Origin of the sequence: Amycolatopsis sp. CA-128772, from assembly GCF_002904295.1 — a bacterium.
GTDB lineage: Bacteria > Actinomycetota > Actinomycetes > Mycobacteriales > Pseudonocardiaceae > Amycolatopsis.
The window spans coordinates 138,233-156,561 of record NZ_PPHG01000022.1 but is presented as its reverse complement, the minus strand read 5'-3'; the positions used below and the strand labels follow the sequence as shown (position 1 = coordinate 156,561).

At 72.5% G+C, this 18,329-nt stretch carries 14 protein-coding genes and 1 pseudogene; 3 read left to right on the top strand and 12 right to left on the bottom strand.

Translation table 11 applies throughout. The features are described from left to right. The first annotated feature begins 79 nt into the window (after positions 1-79). Positions 80-1,300, top strand: a complete 1,221-nt coding sequence (locus C2L59_RS09335; RefSeq protein ID WP_103349104.1) for an SGNH/GDSL hydrolase family protein — start codon at positions 80-82, stop codon at positions 1,298-1,300. Here C2L59_RS09335 and C2L59_RS09330 read toward each other — a convergent pair. The 9 genes from C2L59_RS09330 to C2L59_RS09290 all read right to left on the bottom strand — a co-directional run bounded on the left by C2L59_RS09330 (position 1,258) and on the right by C2L59_RS09290 (position 13,574). Further along, positions 1,258-2,565 carry an MFS transporter gene (locus C2L59_RS09330; RefSeq protein ID WP_103349103.1) on the bottom strand — a complete coding sequence of 436 codons (1,308 nt, stop codon included), beginning with the start codon at positions 2,563-2,565 and terminating at the stop codon, positions 1,258-1,260. The two genes, C2L59_RS09335 and C2L59_RS09330, sit on opposite strands and share 43 nt — an antisense overlap. Then, positions 2,562-3,113, bottom strand: coding sequence for a GNAT family N-acetyltransferase (locus C2L59_RS09325; RefSeq protein ID WP_103349102.1), 552 nt, complete (start codon positions 3,111-3,113; stop codon positions 2,562-2,564). The genes C2L59_RS09330 and C2L59_RS09325 overlap by 4 nt, the downstream gene beginning before the upstream one ends. 82 nt (positions 3,114-3,195) lie before the next feature. Further along, the gene (locus C2L59_RS09320; protein WP_103349101.1) at positions 3,196-8,247 is read right to left on the bottom strand and encodes an RHS repeat-associated core domain-containing protein; all 5,052 of its coding nucleotides are present in this window, start codon (positions 8,245-8,247) and stop codon (positions 3,196-3,198) included. After that, positions 8,241-8,786: a YbaB/EbfC family nucleoid-associated protein gene (locus tag C2L59_RS09315; RefSeq protein ID WP_103349100.1), complete on the bottom strand. Its 546-nt coding sequence runs from the start codon at positions 8,784-8,786 to the stop codon at positions 8,241-8,243. The genes C2L59_RS09320 and C2L59_RS09315 overlap by 7 nt, the downstream gene beginning before the upstream one ends. Further along, positions 8,783-9,130, bottom strand: a complete 348-nt coding sequence (locus tag C2L59_RS09310) for a type VII secretion target (protein ID WP_103349099.1) — start codon at positions 9,128-9,130, stop codon at positions 8,783-8,785. Before C2L59_RS09310 ends, C2L59_RS09315 begins: the two co-directional genes overlap by 4 nt. A gap of 4 nt (positions 9,131-9,134) precedes the next feature. Then, positions 9,135-11,162, bottom strand: a complete 2,028-nt coding sequence (locus C2L59_RS09305) for a hypothetical protein (RefSeq protein ID WP_103349098.1) — start codon at positions 11,160-11,162, stop codon at positions 9,135-9,137. An 8-nt stretch (positions 11,163-11,170) separates the two neighbouring features. Continuing rightward, a complete protein-coding gene (locus tag C2L59_RS09300) occupies positions 11,171-11,641 on the bottom strand; it encodes a hypothetical protein (protein ID WP_103349097.1) in 471 nt (156 codons plus the stop codon). A 14-nt stretch (positions 11,642-11,655) separates the two neighbouring features. Beyond that, entirely contained in the window at positions 11,656-12,498 is an 843-nt protein-coding gene (locus C2L59_RS09295) for an ESX secretion-associated protein EspG (RefSeq protein WP_103349096.1), read from the bottom strand. A gap of 695 nt (positions 12,499-13,193) precedes the next feature. Next, positions 13,194-13,574, bottom strand: a complete 381-nt coding sequence (locus tag C2L59_RS09290; RefSeq protein WP_146060297.1) for a hypothetical protein — start codon at positions 13,572-13,574, stop codon at positions 13,194-13,196. Between the two features lie 37 nt (positions 13,575-13,611). On the opposite strand from C2L59_RS09290, the pseudogene C2L59_RS09285 reads away from it, so the two are divergent. Then, positions 13,612-14,749: pseudogene (locus C2L59_RS09285) on the top strand (epoxide hydrolase family protein). On the opposite strand, the gene C2L59_RS09280 reads toward C2L59_RS09285, so the two are convergent. Both C2L59_RS09280 and C2L59_RS48705 read right to left on the bottom strand, forming a co-directional pair. Continuing rightward, positions 14,746-15,255, bottom strand: coding sequence for a TetR family transcriptional regulator C-terminal domain-containing protein (locus C2L59_RS09280; protein ID WP_233223372.1), 510 nt, complete (start codon positions 15,253-15,255; stop codon positions 14,746-14,748). The pseudogene C2L59_RS09285 and the gene C2L59_RS09280 sit on opposite strands and share 4 nt — an antisense overlap. Continuing rightward, on the bottom strand, positions 15,197-15,844 hold the full coding sequence (locus tag C2L59_RS48705; protein WP_233223362.1) for a GNAT family N-acetyltransferase: 648 nt from the start codon (positions 15,842-15,844) through the stop codon (positions 15,197-15,199). Before C2L59_RS48705 ends, C2L59_RS09280 begins: the two co-directional genes overlap by 59 nt. 130 nt (positions 15,845-15,974) lie before the next feature. Between C2L59_RS48705 and C2L59_RS09270 the strand changes: the two genes are divergently transcribed. Further along, the gene (locus C2L59_RS09270; protein WP_103349093.1) at positions 15,975-16,574 is read left to right on the top strand and encodes a hypothetical protein; all 600 of its coding nucleotides are present in this window, start codon (positions 15,975-15,977) and stop codon (positions 16,572-16,574) included. Between the two features lie 60 nt (positions 16,575-16,634). Here the strand turns inward: C2L59_RS09270 and groL are convergent, their stop codons facing one another. Further along, positions 16,635-18,326 carry a chaperonin GroEL gene (gene groL, locus C2L59_RS09265; protein WP_103349092.1) on the bottom strand — a complete coding sequence of 564 codons (1,692 nt, stop codon included), beginning with the start codon at positions 18,324-18,326 and terminating at the stop codon, positions 16,635-16,637. Positions 18,327-18,329: the final 3 nt, after the last annotated feature.

Sequence of the window (18,329 nt, the reverse complement as noted above, 5' to 3'; positions counted from 1 at the left end):
GGCTGTCCCGGATCTTGTCCCGCACTCTCACCTGATCAGCGGTCGCCGCCCCGCGCACCGGCACGCGACGGTGAAGGACATGCGACGTTTCGTGGCCGTGAGCGCGGCCGTCCTGGCGGGCATCGGACTCCTCACCACGTCCGGCAGCGCGAATCCGGAAAGCGCTCTCCCCCTCCGCACGCAACAGGCAGTCGGCGGCTGGGTCGGCACCTGGGCCGCGGCACCCGCGGCCGCCGTCCCGAACACGCCGGACGGCTACCCGGGCTACTCGATCCGCAACGTCGTGCACACCAGCGCCGGCGGCGGCCGCGCCCGCGTCCACCTGTCGAACGCCTTCGGCGCCACGCCGGTGACTTTCGGGCATGTCACCGTCGCGGTCCAGGGCACCGGGCCGGACGCCGTGCCGGGCACCCTGCGGTCGCTGGCCTTCGGCGGTGCCCCGGGCGTCGTCGTCCCCGCCGGTGCCGAGGCGCTGAGCGATCCGGTGAACCTGCGGATCCCCGCCGACGCGAACCTGCTCGTGACGACGTACGTGCCGGCGAAGTCCGGGCCGGTGACCTTCCACCCGGCCGCGGCCCAGACGTCGTACTTCACCCGCACCGGCGACTTCGCCGCCAGCGAGTCCGGCGCGCCCTACACCGAGCAGACGTCGGTGTGGCACTACGTCTCCGGCGTCGACGTCCAGGGCGGAGCGGAAGCTTCGATCGTGACGCTCGGCGACTCGATCACCGACGGCGTCGGCTCGGCCTCCGGCGCCAACCACCGCTGGCCGGACTACCTCGCCGACCGGCTGCACGGCCGCTTCGGCGTGCTCAACGCCGGTATCAGCGCCAACCGGTTGCTGCTCGACGTGCCCGGCTCCGGCGCCGGCCAGAACGCGCTGTCCCGCTTCGACCGCGACGTGCTGAGCGTCGGCGGCGTGCGGACGCTCATCGTGCTGCAGGGCATCAACGACATCCAGCAGGACCCGCACCAGACCGACCCGGACGCGATCACCTCGGCGTACCGCCAGCTCGTGGCGCAGGCCCACGCGCGCGGCATCCGGGTCCTCGGCGGCACGCTGACGCCGTTCAAGGGCTGGCGCGTCTACGACGACACCCTCGAAGCCACCCGCCAGGCGGTGAACGGTTTCATCCGCACCGGCGGGGTCTTCGACGGCGTCGTCGACTTCGACGCGGCGGTCCGCGACCCGGCCGACCCGCTCCGGATGCTGCCGGCCTACGACTCCGGCGACCACCTCCACCCGGGCGACGCCGGCTACGAGCGGATGGCCGCCGCCGTCCGGCTCGACCGGCTCTGATCCCGCGGGATGAACAGCACCGCCACCAGGCTCAGCACCGCCACCGCCACCAGGTAGAGCGACACCGAAAGCGAAGTGCCGGTGGCGGTCTGCAGCGCCGTCGCGATCAACGGCGCGAAGCCACCGCCCAGCACCGCGCCCACGGCGTAGGAGAACGACGCGCCGCTGTAGCGGTAGCGCGGCTCGAACAGCTCCGCGAACAACGCCGACTGCGGCCCGTAGGTGGCGCCGAGGCCGATGTTGAGCACGACCACCGCCACGATCAGCCACCCCGTCGCCTTCGTGTCGACGAGCAGGAAGAACGGGATCGGCCAGAGCACCAGGAGCACGGATCCGGCCAGGTACACCGGTTTCCGGCCCACCCGGTCCGACCACGCCGCCGAGACGAGGATGCTCACCAGCCACGTCACGCTGCCGATGATCACGACGACCAGCAGCGTGGTGCGGTTGATCTTGAGCACCGAAGTGCCGTAGGACAGCAGGTAGGCCAGGAAGATGTAGCCGATCGCGGTGTTGGCGATGAAGCTGCCGGACGCCACCAGCAACGCCCGCGGCCGCTCGCGCAGCACCTCGACCATCGGGCGGCTGCTGCGCGTCTCCGCGTCGCGCAGCTTCGCGAACACCGGGCTCTCTTCGATCCGCAGCCGGATCACCAGGCCGACGGCGACGAGCACGATGCTCGCCAGGAACGGCACCCGCCACCCCCAGGACGCGAACTGCGCGTCGGTCAGCGCGCGGCCGAGGACGAAGAACATCAGCTGCGCCAGGATCAACCCCGCCGGGACGCCGATCTGCGAGAACGCGCCGTACCGGCCGCGGCGGCCCTCGGGTGCGTGCTCGACCGCCATCAGCGCGGCGCCGCCCCATTCGCCGCCCGCGCTCAGGCCCTGCAGCAACCGCAGGACCAGCAGCAGGATGGGCGCCCAGACGCCGATCGCGGAGTACGTCGGCAGCAGCCCGACGCCGACGGTGGCCACGCCCATCAGCAGCAGCGACAGCACCAGCATCGCCTTGCGGCCGACGCGGTCGCCGAAGTGTCCCCAGAGGATGCCGCCGACCGGGCGGGCCAGGAACCCGACCCCCAGGGTCGCGAAGGCGGCGAGGGTGCCGGAGGCGGGCGACAGCGTCGTGAAGAACACCTTGTTGAACACCAGTGCCGTCGCCGTGCTGTAGATGAAGTAGTCGTACCACTCGATGGTGGTCCCCACCGCGCTCGCCACGGCGACCCGCCGCAAGGGCCGGGCCGCGACCGCGGGGCCGCTCACGAACCGGCTAGTGCGGCTGCCGGGACCAGGTCGTCCACGAGCAGGTCCATCAGCAGCCCGTCGTGCCAGCTGCCGTCCGGGCCGCGCTCGTAGGACCGCATCGTGCCGACCGGCCGGAAGCCGAGCGACCGGTAGAGCCGGATCGCCGCCTCGTTGCCGGCCGCCGGGTCGATCACCAGCCGGTGGTGGCCCCGCACCGTGAACAGGTGCTCGGCCAGCGTGCGGATGGCGTCCGAGCCGAGGCCGCGGCCCTGGAACCCGGGGTCGACCGCGATGTCGATCCCGGCGTGCCGGTACTGCGGATCGGCCTCCTCGAAGGCGAGTTCGATGCCGATCACGGTGTTCGGCACGTCATCGAGCTCGATGGCGTAGGTCGTGGTGCCTTCGTCGGGGTCCAGCAGGTAGGACACCTGGGCGGCCACCGGCTCCTCGGCGTCGGCCCACCAGCGGGCGACTTCGGGGTGCGACAGGATCTCCTCGAACCGGGCGGCGTCCGGGGCGGCGGCAGGCCGCAGCCGGACACGGCTTCCGGTGATCAGGCCGGTCATCGGCCCAGTGTCACCCGCCCGGGCGCCCGCTGTCGAGACCCCGAAAGGACTGCTCAGGGTCGTGACGCGGGCGCCGGGCGCCTCAGTCGAGGGTCATCGGGCTGCCCGGCTGGATCGGGGGCAGCTGCGGCGGGTCGAAGTCGCCCCGTTCCAGCCGCGCCCAGTCGGCCGGCGTGGGGTCCGGGTAGTACCGCTGCCAGGCGTCGTCGCCGGGCCAGTTGCCGGTACGCGCCGCGTTGCGGGCTTCGTGCAGCTCGAAGGCGTCGGCGTCGGACAGCGGGCGGGTCGTCACGTGCCCGGTACTGCCTACCGTGGCGCCCCCGTCCGGCGTGGCCGCGCCCGGCCGCGGGTTGTACCGCATCCCTTCGCCGCCGGCGTGGACGTCGTTCACCATCCGGTGGTAAGAGTCGTCGGCCATGTCCATCCGGTTCCGGATCACCGGATCGGCGTGGTTGCCCTGGAAGCCCGGCTGGTGCGCGTACCCGAGCTGGTTGAGCTGGACGGCGGTGTTGGGGTCGTTGTTCTCGATCGCGGCCCGCTGGTCACGCCGGTAGGTCGGCGCGTTCCAGCCCGAATCGTGCGTGGCGTGGCTGGTGCCGGTACCCGGGTGGTTGCGGTGGGCGCCGTGTTCCTCGTAGTACGCCCACGCGTTGTTCTCGAGGTCCCGGCCGTCCTTGCGGGGCACCTTGCCGGGGGCGCCGTTGTCGTTCAGCACGTCGAAGCCCGCGGTGTGCTCGGACTGGTGGGTCTTGTTGCCGTCGATCTTGGAACCGAACTTGTCCTCGAGCCGCTTGCGCTCGAAGTCCTTGTCGCCGTAGGAGCCTTCCGGGTACTTGTGCGCCCGGCGCTTGCCCTTGTCGGGGGCCGAGTTCGGCTTGCTGTACGGGTGGAAGCGGTCCGGCTTCTTGCCGCCGCCACCGCCGCCCGAGCCCGACGCGGCGCACGGGGTCACCTTGGCCAGGCCGAGCGGGTCGATCGACGCCGTCGGGTTGCCGACGTAGGCCAGCGAGTCCGGATCCGGGGCCAGCCCGAGCGGGTCGTGCGAGACGAACCGCCCGGTCTCCGGGTCGTAGTAGCGGTGCAGGTTGTAGTGCAGCCCGGTTTCCGCGTCGTGGTACTGCCCGGGGAACCGCAGCGGCGTGCCCGCGTGACCGCCCGCGGAGACCATGGCGCCCCACAGGGCCGTGTGCTGGTGCCCGGCCAGCGCGCCGGTTTCGTCCAGCAGTTCCGCGGGCGAGCCGACGAGGTCGGTCAGCACGGCGTGGAACCGGTCGGTGCCGTCGCCGAGCACGCGTTCGGTCTGCGCGAGCGGGCGTTCGGCGTCCGGCGCCCAGTCCCAGACGGTGGCCACGAGCGGCCCGCCGGGAACGCCGTGGACCTGTTCGGCGAGCAGGGTGCCGTCCCAGGAGAACTCGACCTGCTCGGCGACGGCGCCGGCCGCGTCCAGCCGCTGCTTGGCGATCCGGCGGCCCACGGCGTCGTACCGGTACTGCCAGACCACGCCCTCGGGGGTGCGGACGGCGGTGAGCCGGTTTTCCGCGCTCCAGCGGTACTCCCAGCGCCGGCCGCCGCGCTCCCGCGACACGACGCGGCCTTCGGCGTCGTGGGTGTAGCGGGTCGCGCCGGCCGCGGTGAGCAGCGTGCCCTGGTAACTGCGCGGGCCGCTCGCCTCCGGCGCGCCCGGCCAGTCGGCCGCGGTGATCGCGCCCGCCGTGTCGTAGCCGTAGCTCTCCTGCCAGCGGGCGCCGCGGACGGCCAGCACCCGGCCGCCCGCACCGACCTCGAGGCTGCGGGGACCGGAGATCAGGTCGGTGACCGTGGCCAGGTACCCGTCGGGCAGGTAGCCGTATTCGCGGCGCTGCACGGTGGCTTCGCCGCGCCGCACGGTCTGGACCGCGAGCTGGCCGGCCGGGGTCCACGCCTGGTGGAGCTCGGCGGCCACGCCGTACCGGGTGACCAGCCGGCGCGCGGTCTCGTGGCCGGCGGCGTCGTAGCCGAACTGCAGCGTGCGCCCGCCGGTGGCCAGGGACGTGGCGCGGCCGCGGGCGTCGTAGGCGAACACCGCTTCCGCGCCGGTCGGGGTGCGCCGGCGGGTGCGGCGGCCGAGCGCGTCGTAGGCCGACAACACGGCCCGGCCGTTCACCGACTCGCTGACCACGCGGCCCAGCGCGTCGTAGGCGAACCGGAGCTCACTGTGCGCGTTGCGGGCCAGGACGACGCGGTCGGCCGGGTCGTAGGCGAATTCGGCGACCTCGTCGCCGCTGCGGCGCCGGATCACCCGCCCGAGGGCGTCCCGCTCGAGCGCGATCGTCTGCCCCGCGCCGTTGCCGCGCAGGACCAGCCGGCCCGCGGCGTCGTAGGCGTAGTCCAGGGACCGGCCGTTGTAGTCGACCTCGCGGACGAGCCGGCCCGCCGGGTCGTACTCGTAGCGCCAGACCAGCCCGGCCTCGTTGGTGACCGACGTCAGCCGCAGCTCGGTGTCGTAGCCGTAGCGCAGGACGCCGCCGTCCGGGCGCTCCTCGCTGACCGGCAGGTCGAACTGGGCGTAGGCGATCCGGCTGACGCCGCCGCGCGGGTCGGTCCGCTCGTCGGTGTGGCCCACCGCCGTCGAACCGAAGCGGTGCACGGCGCCGTCCGGGTCCACCTGCTCGACCAGGTCGCCGGCCGCGTTGTGGACGGTGCGCGTCGTCGCGCCGGTGGGGTCGGTGACGCTCGCGAGCCGGCCGAGGGAGTCGTAGGTGTACCGGGTCACCGCACCGTCCGGCGCGGTGATCGCGACCGGCAGCCCGGCCGCGTTCGCCTCGAACCGGGTGACCCCGCCGAGGGCGTCGGTCACCGTGGCCATCGTGCCGGTGGTCTCGTCGTAGGTGTAGCTCGTCGCGGCCCCGGTCGGGTCGATGTCGCGGACCAGGCGGCCGCGCTCGTCGTGCTCGTAGCGCCAGACGGCGCCGTCGGGCCCGGTGACCGAGGCGGGGCGGCCGCCCTCGTCGTACTCGGTGACCATCCGGGTGCCGTCGGCGCGGACCACGGTGGTCACGTTGCCCGCCCCGTCGCGCTCCCAGCGGGTGACGTGCCCGAGCTCGTCGGTGCGCGCGATCTCCCGGCCGAAGCGGTCCAGTTCGGTGCTGGTGGTGCCGCCGAGCGCGTCGGTCCGGCCGATCACCCGCAGCCGCTCGTCGAGGCGGTAGCGGGTGACGGCACCGAGCGAGTCGGTGACCGTGGTCAGCCCGGGCTCGTAGGACAGGGAGGCGTCGAGGTAGCCCTCGGCGCCCCGGGCCTGCACGCACCGGCCCTCGGAGTCGTAGGAGTAGCCGTACCAGCGGCCGTTGACGTCCTCCCAGCGGACGATCCGGCCGTCGGCGTCGTAGGTGAACCGTTGCGGGGTCCCGGCCGCGTCGGTGACCTCGACCAGCCGCCGTCGCTCGTCGTAGCGGTATTCGGCCAGCGGCACGGGTTCTCCCGCCACGCGCACGGCGGTGATCAGCCCGGCGGCCGAGTCGAGCTCGAGGCGGTACCCGCCGGAGTGCTCGATCCCCACGGGCACGCCGTCGCGGTGCCGGATGACGACCCGGTTGCCGGCGCCGTCGACGAGCGCGCGCAGCGGCAGGGTGGTCTCCCCCGGCTTGGCGGCGAAGTAGCGCATCCGGTCGTGCTGCGGGGCGCCGACGACGAAGCCGTGGCGCACCCGGCGCAGCGCCAGGTACGGGCCCTGCTCGGGCAGCACCGGCTCGATGCCGCGGGGCACCGGGTAGCGCAGGATCGTCCCGTCGGCCAGTGCGAGGTGCAGGCCGTCCGGCTCCACCTCGATCCGTTCGTCCACTGTGGACGTCCACGTGGGACCGAAGCTGCGGCCCGCGCGGTAGCTGGACAGGTGCGTCCGGCCGAACTCCAGCGGCAGCGCACCGGGCAGCTCGAGGTCCGTCTGTTCCAGCAGCACGGCGCCGGTGGCGACGTCGATCGGGTCGCCGCACAGTGACCGGTTCGCGGCGGGGGTCGTGTGCTCGTCCGGTTTCGGGTTGCTGTCCTTGAGCTTCGGCGGGGTGTCCGGTCCCTTGCCCGCCCCGGACGCCTTGGTGCCACCGTCCGGGCCCTTGGACGCCGGGGGCGGCGTCGGGTCCGGGGCCTTCGGGGTCTCGTCCGGCCCCTTGGAGGTGGGCGGCGGGTCCGTCTTCGGCGGCGTGTCCGGGCCGCCCTTGGCCCCGGAGGGCGTGGTGTTGCCGTCGCCGTGCGCGCCCGACGGGGTCGTGTTGCCGTCGCCGCCCTTCGGCGGCGGGTCGGTCTTCGGCGGGGGTGCGTCCGGACCGCCCTTGCCCTTGGGGCCGCCGATGTCCTTCGGGCCGCTCTTGATGTCGGCGTGCTTCGGCGGCGGCGCGGCCTTGCCCGGCTTGATGTTCTTCAGCGCCTTCGCCGCGTCCGCGAACAGGTCACCCGCCCGCTTGAGCAGCGGGATCAGCGCCTTCAACGCCGTCACCAGCCGCTTCACCAGATCGGCGATCTTCGACGCGGTCTTCGCCACCGCGTTGATCACCTGCGGCACCACCCACGTCAACCCGATGCCGAGGGTGAACACGACCTGCAGCGCCCAGCTGATCAGGTGCCCGACCAGCTCGGCGATGATGTCCCGCACCAGCGCCCGGACGGCGGCGACGACTTCACCGGCGGTCTTGACCCCGCTGGAAGCGCCTTCACAGCCCTTCTGCGCGGTCTCCAGCAGCGTCACCGTGTCCTGCGCCCGCTGCCGGTAGGTGTCCGCCGCGTTCCCGGTCCAGGAGGCGGTGTCGGCCTTGACCATCCCGGTCAGGTCCTCGCCGACGCTGCCCAGCTCGGTGGCGACGTTCTTCCACGTCTCCGACTGCGCGGCGATCTCGTCGGCGTTGCCGGTCAGCCCGTTGAGCGCTTCCTTCAACGGCCCGACGTGCTCGATCAGCCAGCCCACGCCCGCGGCCAGGATCGCCCCGAACGGGTCCATCGCCATCGACAGCGCGTCCAGGGCCGTCCCGACCGCACCAAGGGCCACCGACGCCCAGTCGCCACTTTCGATGGCCGACTTCAGGTCGTTCGCCGACTCCAGCAGCGAAACACCCGAATACGCCTTCGTGGAATCCTTGGTCTCGGCGACCAATGGGTTCACCACGGATTGTTGTCCTCATCGTCGGAGTGGGTACGTCGCCGCGGCGGCGCCTGAGGGGTGCCGGGGGCGGGCGGGGACGCCGCGCCACCCGCCGGGGCCGGCGGCACCGGAGCCGGCGGCACGGGCGGCTGCTCGTCCGGTTCGTCCGGGTCCGGGAACCGGCCGCGCAGGTTGTCGAGCAGCACGCTGCGGGTTTCGCGGTCCTCGTCGCCGAGCTGCTCGGCCATCACCCCGGCGACACGCTCGGCGATGCCGGCCTGCGCCCGGCGCATCGTCGTCAGGATCTGCCGCGACAGCTCTTCGAGCGGGAACGACTTGACCTTGTTCGAGAACGTCAGGTCGGTGACGGTGCCGTCCGCGCCGACGGTGACGCTGACCGCGCCGTCGGCACTGGTCGCGGTGAGCCGCAGCCGTTCGGTCTGCTCCTGGGCCGCCTGGTACCGCTGCGCCTTCGCCGCGAACCCGGCCGCCCAGTCGTCCATCCGGCGGATGGTCTCGTCGGGGTCCCGGATCAGGTCCCCCAGGCCGTTCGGGCCGGTCATGCGTTCGTCCTCGCTTCCACCGCGCGCGGCGACGACGCCGCGAGCTGACGTTCGAACGGCTGCGCGTTGCCCTCTTCGCCCTCGCGATAGGACTGCGCGGCCGTCCTGACGTTGTCGGCGAGGCCGCGCACGCCTTCGCCCGACGCCGTCAGTGCTTCCTTCGCCTGCTCGTTCGTCGGCCGGATGATCGGCGGGAGGAACGCGCACAGCAGCCCGTAGGCGTGGTCGGACATCGCCGTGTCGGCCGCTTGCGAAGCCGTGTTGAGCCGTTCCACCAGGCTCTCGACGTGACTCGCGTGCGCGACCAAGTCGTCCGGTTCGACCTCGAAGCCGGCGGCCGTCATGCGCTCACTTCCAATCCTGGTTCTTCCAGTCGCCGATCACCGGCGGCGCCACGACCTGCTCTCCGGCGAAGAAGTTCGGGTCGTCGCTTTCGAGGTAGTCGGCCGACTTGTGTTCCTTGTCGTCGTCCTTCTTGCCACCGCGGGCGCCGGCGCCCATGCCGCCCATGCCCGGGGACCCGGCCGCACCGGCCGCGCCCCGGCCCGACGTCGCGTTGCGCGCCGCCGCCGCTTCGGCTTCCGCGGCCGCGCCGGAGGCGGCACCACCGCTGAGGTTGCCTGCGCCCGTGCCGCGCACGCCGCCACCGGCACCACCACCGGCGGCACCACCACCGGCGGCACCGCCACCGCCGGCACCACCGCCGCCGATCCCGCCGAGGGACCCGCCTCCGGCACCGCCGCCACCGCCGATGCCGCCGAGGCGGCTGGCGATGCTCTCGCCGTTGATCCCGCCGAGGCGCCCGATGGTCGGCATCTTGCCGGTCCCGGTGCCGCCGCCCGGGATGCCGCCGGGGCCGGTGCCGGTGGGCAGGCCGGTGAGCGGGTCGATGCCGGGCGGGGTGAAGCCGGGGATCGGGGAGCCGCCGCGGACGGTGCCGCCGCCCCCGCCGGAGACGTCCGGGATGTTCGGGATCGACGGCGGGGTGAACCCGCTGCCGCCGCTGCCCCCGCCGCCCGGGATGCCGGAGGGCGTGAAGCCCGACGACGTCGTCGAGTCGTCGAAGTGCGGCAGCGACGAGCCGGGGATGCCGGCGCCGCTGAAGTTGCCGCCACCGGGCCCGCCCGGTGCGTCGAAGTTCGGCGGCGTGAAGCCCGCGCCGCCGGCGCCGCCCGCACCGCTGCCGCCGCCGGGGATGTCGCTGCCCGGGATGTCACTGCCCGGAATGCCACTGCCCGAGAAGCCGGAGCCGCCACCGGAGCCACCGCCGGGAATGCCGCTGCCACTGCCGCCGGCGCCCGGGATGCCGCTGCCGGAGAACCCGGAGCCGCCGGTGCCCGAGCCGTCGCCGGGGATGCCCGCGCCGTTCGCGCCCGTGCCGTTCAGGGCGGCCGCGTTCGCGTCGACCGGGGTCTGCGGGGTGACGCCGTCCATCGCGGTCCGCGCCAGCAGCGGCTGCGCGTCGGTGCCCGCCCCGGCGCCGCCGCCGGCGGCCACGCCCTGCCTCATCGCGGTGGCCGTCGGCAGCTTCGGCGGGGCCGGGAAGCGCGGGGTGGCGACGGCGCTGCCGATGGTCTCGTCGTACTGGGTCATGATCTGCGCGGCGTGTTCCCGCGCGGCCTGCTGCGCCCGGTAGGTCTGCATGGCCTCGCCCGCGGCGGCCGCGTACTGCACCGGGTCGGTCATCGACATCAGCCGCTGGTTGGTCGACTGCAGGTCGAACTGCACCGGCGGGTTCGCGGCCATCTGCCGCTGGGTCTCGTTGAGCGCCTGGGAGTGGATCTCCTGCTGCCGGCCGGCGAGGGTGGCGCCCTGCGCGGTCGCGCCCAGCCACTTGCCGACGCCGGCGAGGTGTTCGCGGACGGCGTCACCGGCGCCGCCCTGCCAGTTGCTGGTGCTGGCGTTGATCGCGTCGGCGAGGGTCTTCTGGTGGGTGCCGAGGTCGTTGCCGACGCGCACCCATTCCTCCGAAGTTTCCGCGACGGTCGCCGGGTTGGCGTCCAGCGTGATGGCTTCGTTCATCTGTTCGTGGCTGGCGTTGTTCCACAGGGTGCGCGGTGCCCCGCCGTTCTCACGCATGGTGAGGCCCTCGTCGAGGCCGTGCTTGGCGTCGTCGAGGTGCTGCTGGTAGAGCTCCTGGATCTTCTTGTCGCGCAGCACCGGGTCGACGACCGGGCCGAGCCAGCCGCGCCGGATCTCGTCGTCGACCTGCCGGGTGGCCATCTCGCGGATCTCGTCGCCGGAGGGCGACTTGTCCGTGGTCAGCGGCCCGACGTAGTACTTCGACGACGAATCGGCGGTCACGTCGTAGAGCGGACTGCGCGGGTCGTAGTCCGGGGACGACGGGTCCGAGACGGACTCGGCGGTGGGTGCCACGGTCTCCCTCAGCTCTGGTCGGCGGTCGGGAGCGAGGTCAACGTCTTCTGCGTCGTCTCTTCCCGCGTCTTGTAGTTCTGTTTCGCCAGCTTGATGGCCTCGATGTAGGTCGGGAACTCCTGCCGCGCGGCCTGCAGCTGGGTGACGAGGCCGTGCTCGTCGGCGGCGGTGCTGACCATGTGCGCGGAGACCCACTGCCCGGTGGCGGTCCGGCTCATGGCCGGGGCGTCGTGCAGCCGCTGCAGCGCGGCCCACCGCGCTTCGAGTGACTCGAGCACGCCTTCGAGCGCCTCGATCAGCTGGTTGCCGGTGGTGTCGTCGATGGCGAAGCCACCGGTCTGGGCGAGCCGCTTCAGCTGCGCCCCGGCCAGCCCGACCCGCAGCGCGGCCACGGCCTTCGTCTCGGGGGTCGTGGCGGCTTGCAGCTGCATGGTGGCCTGGACAGCCTGGACCGTCGCCGCGGTCTCTTCCGTCGTCATCTGGTCCTCCCCGATCAGTAGACAGCCGCGATCGCGTCGCGGATGGCCCGCGCGAGATCGGCCCGCCCGGCCGGCACGTATTCGGCGGTCAGCTCGCCGGACTCCCCGGTCCGGGTGTGCACGAGGTAGCGGCCATCGGCGGTGTCGAGCCAGCTCAGCGGCTCACCGGCCAGCCGTTCCCCCCGCCGCCCCTGCGCGGTGACGGCGATGTGCCCACCCCCGAGCCGCGGTTCGGCCAGCACCCGTTCGAGCACGGCGACATCGGAGGACTTCGGAGCCGGCGGCCGCCGCCCGGGCCGCACGACGGCCTTGACCTCGATCATCCCGAAGGCATCGGTCTCTTCTTCGTCGAATTCGGCCTCGGCGATCCGCTTGGCGGTCATGGCCGAGACCTCCCGCCCGGCGGCCCGGTGCACGACGTGCCGCCCGGTGGTGGCGGCCGGAGCCGGCGGCAGCACCCCGGTGACGACCTCGACGAGATCTTCGTCCGCGAAGAGGGAGAAGAGCAGGTCATCGGTATCGGGCGCCTGGGTGATCCCGAGCGCCTGGGCCCCATCGGTGACGACGAGAACGGCCACATCGGCCCCCAGCCCGTCGATCCCGCTGACGGCCACCGAAACCCGAGGCTCGGCCAGCAGCTCGAAGGCGGCCCGCACCCCGGGGTGAAGTTCCCCGGACACGGAGAGCCGCCGCTCTTCAAGGGCGTCGTAGACCTGCCGCGCCACCCGCACGAACCGCACGGGATCACTGGGCAGGTTGCCGGCCCGAAGGGGATAACGCTGCACATCGCCCCCGGTCGCCCGGCCGACAACGAGGGCTTCGAAGACCTCGAGGACGAACTCGAACCGCTCCGCCATTTCCCCTCGCCGGATCCTTTTCGTCAAGCCTTCAAGCAAGTTGCCTCACGAACAGTATCAGTGCACGAGCAGACCGCGCCGAGACCGCCACCCGGATGCCCGAAAGACCACGATCTCGGGGACCGGTTGGGCAAAGGGGTTGTCGCTCGGATGGGTGGTGGGGGAGGTGCCGGGGTGGGGCTCTCTGCAGGGGTGCTGGTGCGAGGTGATTCCCGGGGCTGCTGGGGCTCTTGCTGCGGTTGCGGGGCTGGCGGGTCGGCGCGGCGGCGAGCGGGGTTCACCGCCGGCGGCCTCTGTGGTTGCGGGGCTGGCGGGTTCAGCGCGGCCGCCGAACGGTTCGCCGCCGGCGGCCTTTGCGGTCGCGGGGCCGGTGGGTCCGCGCAGCGGCGAGCGAGGTTCGCCGCCTGCGGCCTTTGCCGCGATCGCGATGGCGGCCGAGCTGGGTTCACCGCCTGCAACCTCTGCTGCGGTTGCGGGGAGCTGATGGGTTCGGCACGGCGGCGGAGTCGGTGGCCTGCATGGGCTGCGGGGAGGCGCTGGTGTCCGGGGTGCGGTCGAGCGGATTTCGCCACCCGCGGTCATCGGTGCGCTTGCGAGGCGACGTGTGGCAGCCAGCGCTGGCGCCCGAAGGTGATTTCGCGATCGAGAAGATGGCGAGCGGGCGCGGGTTTGGGTCCTTAGCCGTAAGACTGGGCCTATCCCGTATTCGATTGTTCAAGCCGCAAACGGCAACGGTTGATGCGCCAAGGTTTTCGGTGTTCGTCCAAGAACGGGGGTGGCAGGAATCCGGGGTGACCGTCGAGGGCGATGCGGACCTCCCACCCGGTGAGATGCTCGAGAAGCCGCTCGGCAGTGCGGTAGCCGGACAAGTCCAAAACCCCGCGGTGGTCGATCTCGACCCACAGGGCGCCGAGTTCGGCTTCGGCGGACCGGATATCCGCGAGCAGCTCGCCGGTACGGTTGACCAGAGCCACCGCCTCAAAGGAATGGGAGCTGCCGACCACAAACACAACACAACCACAGGGCGCGCCGATTCCCCAAACAACGGCGAAGCCGTATCCGTAAAACAGAGCCAACCATCTAGGACAACACCGGTCCTAGATCCAAGCCAAGCTGACCCCCGTGCACCCCTTCCGCATAGACATCCCCCAGCAAGACCTCGACGACCTGAACAACCGCCTCACCAACACCCGCTGGCCAGGCGAACTCCCCGACGCCGCCTGGAACTACGGCGTCAACCAGACCTACCTGCAAGACCTGGTAACTCACTGGCAACAAAACTTCAACTGGCGCGAACATGAAGCGCACCTGAACGAACTCCCCCAGTTCACCACCACCATAGACAACCAGCGAATCCACTTCCTCCACATCCGCTCCCCCGAACCGGACGCCACCCCCTGATCATCACCCACGGCTGGCCCAGCACGGTCGCCGACTTCCGAGACGTCCTCGGCCCCCTCACCAACCCCCGCGCCCACGGTGGCGACCCGGGCGACGCCTTCCACGTCGTCGCGCCGTCCGTGCCCGGGTTCGGCTTCTCCGGCCCCACCACCGAACCCGGCTGGAACACGCGCCGGACCGCCCGGGCCTGGGCCGAACTGATGCGACGGCTCGGCTACGAACGCTACGGCGCCCAGGGCGGCGACTTCGGCAGCATCGTCTCCCCCGAGCTCGGCCGCGTCGCCCCGGAAGCGGTCATCGGCGTGCACGTCAACGCCGTTGCGAACGCCGGTGTCCCCACCGCGCCCGGCGACGAAGACCGGCTGTCCGAAGAGGACCGGAAGCGAGCGGCGGAGAACAAAACCTGGTGGTACACCCACTCCGGCTACGCCACACAGATGGCCCCCCGCCCGCAGACCCTCGCCTACGCGCTCAACGACTCCCCCGCCGGGCAGCTCGCGTGGAACCTCGAATGGTTCGTCGGCTGGGACCCCACCGCCACCGACCAGACCCCCGTGGACCGGGACGCCATCCTGACGAACGTCACCATCTTCTGGCTCACCGGCACCGCCGGCTCGGCCGCGCGCCTCTACCTCGAAGCCGGCCAGGACGGGTGGGGGAACGGCCGCCGCCCTCCGGTGTTCCGACCGCCGTCGTGAACTTCCGGGGTGACCACGCCCTCCGCGGGCTGGCCGAGCTGTCGAACACCGTCACGCGCTGGTCGGAGTACGACACCGGTGGGCACTTCGCGTCGCTGCAGGCGCCGGACGTGCTCGTCCGCGACATCCGGGAGTTCTTCCGCGACCTCTAGGCCCGGCGGCGGCGCTTGTCGACCGCGCCGTCGAGCAGCGGCCGCAACTCCGTGACCACCGTGTCGAGCGGGGCGACGTCCTGGTGCGCCCGCGCCAGGACGATCGCGCCCTCCAGGGCGCTGAGCATCAGGACGGCCAAGGAAGCAGTGCGGGCCGGGGGCACGCCCAGCTGCTCGAGGGTGGCGGCGACCGGGCGCTGCCAGCCGTCGAACGCCTTGCCGACCGCTTCGCGCAGGCCGTCGCTGGTCGCGGCCGTGTCGGCGACCGTCGCGACCAGCGGGCAGCCCGCATCGAAACCGTCGCGGGTGAATTCGTCCGTCCACTGGGCCGCCATCGCCGCGAACAGGTTTCCCGGCGTGGGGTCCTCGAGCTTGGCCGCGAAGCGTGCCACGCGCCGGGCGGCGTAGTCGCCCGCCCAGGTGACCGCTTCGGCGATCAGCTGGTCCTTACCGCCCGGGAAGTAGTGCTGCAGGGAGCCCCGGGGCGCTTCGGCGTGGGCGACCACGTCCCGCATGCCGGTCGCCCCGACCCCGTGGATCCGCACCAGCTGCGCGGCGCTGAGCACCATCCGCTCGCGCGGCGTCCTCGTCATCGGCTGCCTCCTTCATGACGTCCGTCATGGTAGCCCATCCGGACTCCGGCACGACCAGTGCGAAGTCCCGTTCGCCGCGCTCGTAGGACGGGACCGGCCGGAAGCCCTGGCCCAGCAGCAGCGCCTCGGCGCCGGTGTTGCCGGCCTGCACGGTGGCGCGCACGGTCCAGCCCCGCCAGCGCCCGGACGCCCACAGCCACCGGCTCAGCGCGCCGGCGACCCCCTGCCGCTGCCACGCGTCGGCGACGAGGATCCCGGCCTCCGCCTCCCCCGGCGTCTCCGAAACGAAGTTGAGCAGCCCCACCGGAACGCCGCCGCGCACGGCGAGCAGCGCGACACCGTGCGGTGGTCCGGCGAGCAGGAACCGCTGGTAGCGCTGGAAAACGTCGGCCGGCCGGGCGGGGCCGCCCATCAGGAACCGGCGCCGGAGGCTGCCCGGCGAGCAGGCCGCGACCAGGGACGCGACACCTGCGCGATCCGCGGCCTCTATGACGGTGGTCATAGAGCCATGAGAGCACACGACGGCGCCGAGCACACTATGACCGCCGTCATAGACCACCGTGGCGGTTCGCCCCGCGAGGACGCGGGTACGTTGCCGTGGCCGCGCTCCCCCACCGCGAAAGGCGCCCCCGATGCAGCTCTACGCCGAACGGCCGATCCGCCGCACCGCCCAGCTCGTCAGCGATCTTCTCGCCGTGCTGCTCGTCGTCCTGGCGGTGTGGCTGGGGACCTCGGTGTACGACCAGGTCATGAAGCTGCGAGCGCCCGGCGACGGGCTGGTCGACGCCGGCACCGGCCTGCGCGGCACCTTCGACTCGGCCGCGAACTCCGCCGACCGGATCCCGCTCGTCGGAGACGCACTGGCCCAAGCCCTGCACGGCGGTTCGGACGTCGGCACCAAGCTCACGGACGCGGGTCACTGGCAGATCGAGGCGGTCGAGAACCTGGCGTGGTGGCTGGCGGCGATCATCATCGCGCTGCCGGTGCTGACGCTCGTGGTGACGTGGCTGCCGCTGCGCTGGCACTTCACGCGCCGGGCCACCGCGGCCGCGCAGCTGCGGGCCCTCGGCGACGAAGGGCTGGACCTGCTCGCGCTGCGGGCACTGGCCACGCAGCCGCTGCGCCGGCTGGCGTCGGCGGGCGAGGTCGCGACCGGCTGGCGCGAGCGCGACCGGGACGTCATCGAGAAGCTGGCGGGCCACGAGCTGGCCCGCCACGGCCTCGCTCCCTGAGCCGGAGGCCCCCCGCCGGCGCTCAGGACACCGGCGGGGAGACCTCCGCACTCCGCCGGCTCAGCCGACGGAGGGGCCCATCCCGAGGGACTGCGGCGTGCTTGCGTCGGGCGAGGGCTGGTGCAGGCCCTCGTCCAAGGGCCCGAACTCGGTCATCAGCGCCGGACTGCCACCCCACGGGGTCTGTTCCTCGGCGATCAGCGAGTTCGTCGTGAGCAGCAGCCCCGCCACCGAAGCCCCGTTCTGGACGGCGGACCGGCACACCCGCAGCGGATCCACCACCCCGAGGGCGACCATGTCGCCGTACCGGTCGTGCAGGGCGTCGAAGCCCTCGTCGTCGCCGAGTTCGCGGGTGCGCGCGACGATCTCGTGCGCCGGGTGACCCGCGTTGTGCGCGATGAGGAACGCCGGTTCGGCCAGGGCCCGCCGGACGATCTCGACACCGATCGCCTGGTCGCCGGAAAGGCCCAGGTTCTCCAGCGCTTTCTCGGCGTGCAGCAGCGCCGCGCCCCCGCCGGCCACGATGCCCTCGGCCATCGCCGCCCGGGTCGCCGACAGGGCGTCCTCGACCCGGTGCTGCAGTTCCTTGAGCTCGGCCGGCGTGGCCGCACCGACGCGGACGACCGCGACCTTGCCGGTCAGGGCGCCGATCCGTTCGGTCAGGACGTCTTCGTCGACGCCGAACTGCGCGCGCTCCAGCTCCGCGCGCAGCTGCCCCACCCGGAAATCGACCCCGGCGGAAGAACCGGCGCCGCCGACGATGGTCGTGCGGTTCTCGGTGACGCGGACCTGCTTGGCGCGGCCGAGGTGGTCCAGGGTCATCGTCTCCATGGTGAACCCGGACTGCCGCGAAAGCACCGCACCGCCGACGATGGCGGCCAGGTCCTCCAGCTTGTGCAGCCGCCGGTCACCGAACCCCGGCGCCCGGACGGCCACCGATTGGAACGTGCCGTTCAGGTGGTTGTGCACCAGCATGGACAGCGCCGTGCCCTCGACCGTCTCGCCGATGACCACCAGGGGCCGCGGTACCCGCATCACCCTGTCCAGCAACGGCATCAGCTGCTGCACCTTGGTGATCTTCTCCGCGCACATCAGGATGTACGGGTCGTCGAGCACCGCTTCGAGGCGGCCCGGGTCGGTGACGAGGTACGGCGAGAGGTAGCCGTTGTCGAACTCGAACCCCTCGACGAACTCGACGCTCATCCCGATCGACGGCGACTCCTCGACCGTCACCACGCCGCCGTCGCCGACGGTGTGCAGGGCCTTGGCGATGACCGCGCCGACGGCGTCGTCGTCGTTGGCCGAGATCGCCGCGACCCGCGCGTAGTCCTGTTCGGACACCACCGGGTGGGCCTGCCTCTCCAGGTGCGCCAACAGCAGCCCGACCGCGTGGTCGATGCCGCGCTTGACCAGCACCGGGTTGCCGCCCGCCGAAATGGCCCGCATGCCTTCGCGCACGATCGCCTGGGCGAGCACGGTCGCCGTGGTGGTGCCGTCGCCGACGACGTCGTTGGTCTTGATCGCCGCTTCCTTGACCAGCTGCGCGCCCATGTTCTCGAACTGGTTCTTCAGGTGGATCTCGCGCGCGATGGTGACGCCGTCGTTGGTGACCACCGGCGAGCCGGTGATCTTCTCGATGATCACGTTGCGGCCCTTGGGGCCCAGGGTCGACTTGACCGCTTCGGCCAGCTTGTCGACGCCCGCCAGCAGCAGGTCGCGGGCGTCCGAGCCGAACCGCAGTTCCTTCGCCATGAC

Excerpts from the sequence above, each read along its gene's own strand:
- C2L59_RS09335 (WP_103349104.1), top strand. The coding sequence starts at position 80 with ATGCGACGTTTCGTGGCCGTGAGCGCGGCCGTCCTGGCGGGCATCGGA.
- C2L59_RS09325 (WP_103349102.1), bottom strand. The coding sequence starts at position 3,113 with ATGACCGGCCTGATCACCGGAAGCCGTGTCCGGCTGCGGCCTGCCGCC.
- C2L59_RS09315 (WP_103349100.1), bottom strand. The coding sequence starts at position 8,786 with ATGACCGGCCCGAACGGCCTGGGGGACCTGATCCGGGACCCCGACGAG.
- C2L59_RS09310 (WP_103349099.1), bottom strand. The coding sequence starts at position 9,130 with ATGACGGCCGCCGGCTTCGAGGTCGAACCGGACGACTTGGTCGCGCAC.
- C2L59_RS09300 (WP_103349097.1), bottom strand. The coding sequence starts at position 11,641 with ATGACGACGGAAGAGACCGCGGCGACGGTCCAGGCTGTCCAGGCCACC.
- C2L59_RS09295 (WP_103349096.1), bottom strand. The coding sequence starts at position 12,498 with ATGGCGGAGCGGTTCGAGTTCGTCCTCGAGGTCTTCGAAGCCCTCGTT.
- C2L59_RS48705 (WP_233223362.1), bottom strand. The coding sequence starts at position 15,844 with ATGACCACCGTCATAGAGGCCGCGGATCGCGCAGGTGTCGCGTCCCTG.
- C2L59_RS09270 (WP_103349093.1), top strand. The coding sequence starts at position 15,975 with ATGCAGCTCTACGCCGAACGGCCGATCCGCCGCACCGCCCAGCTCGTC.
- groL (WP_103349092.1), bottom strand. The coding sequence starts at position 18,326 with ATGGCGAAGGAACTGCGGTTCGGCTCGGACGCCCGCGACCTGCTGCTG.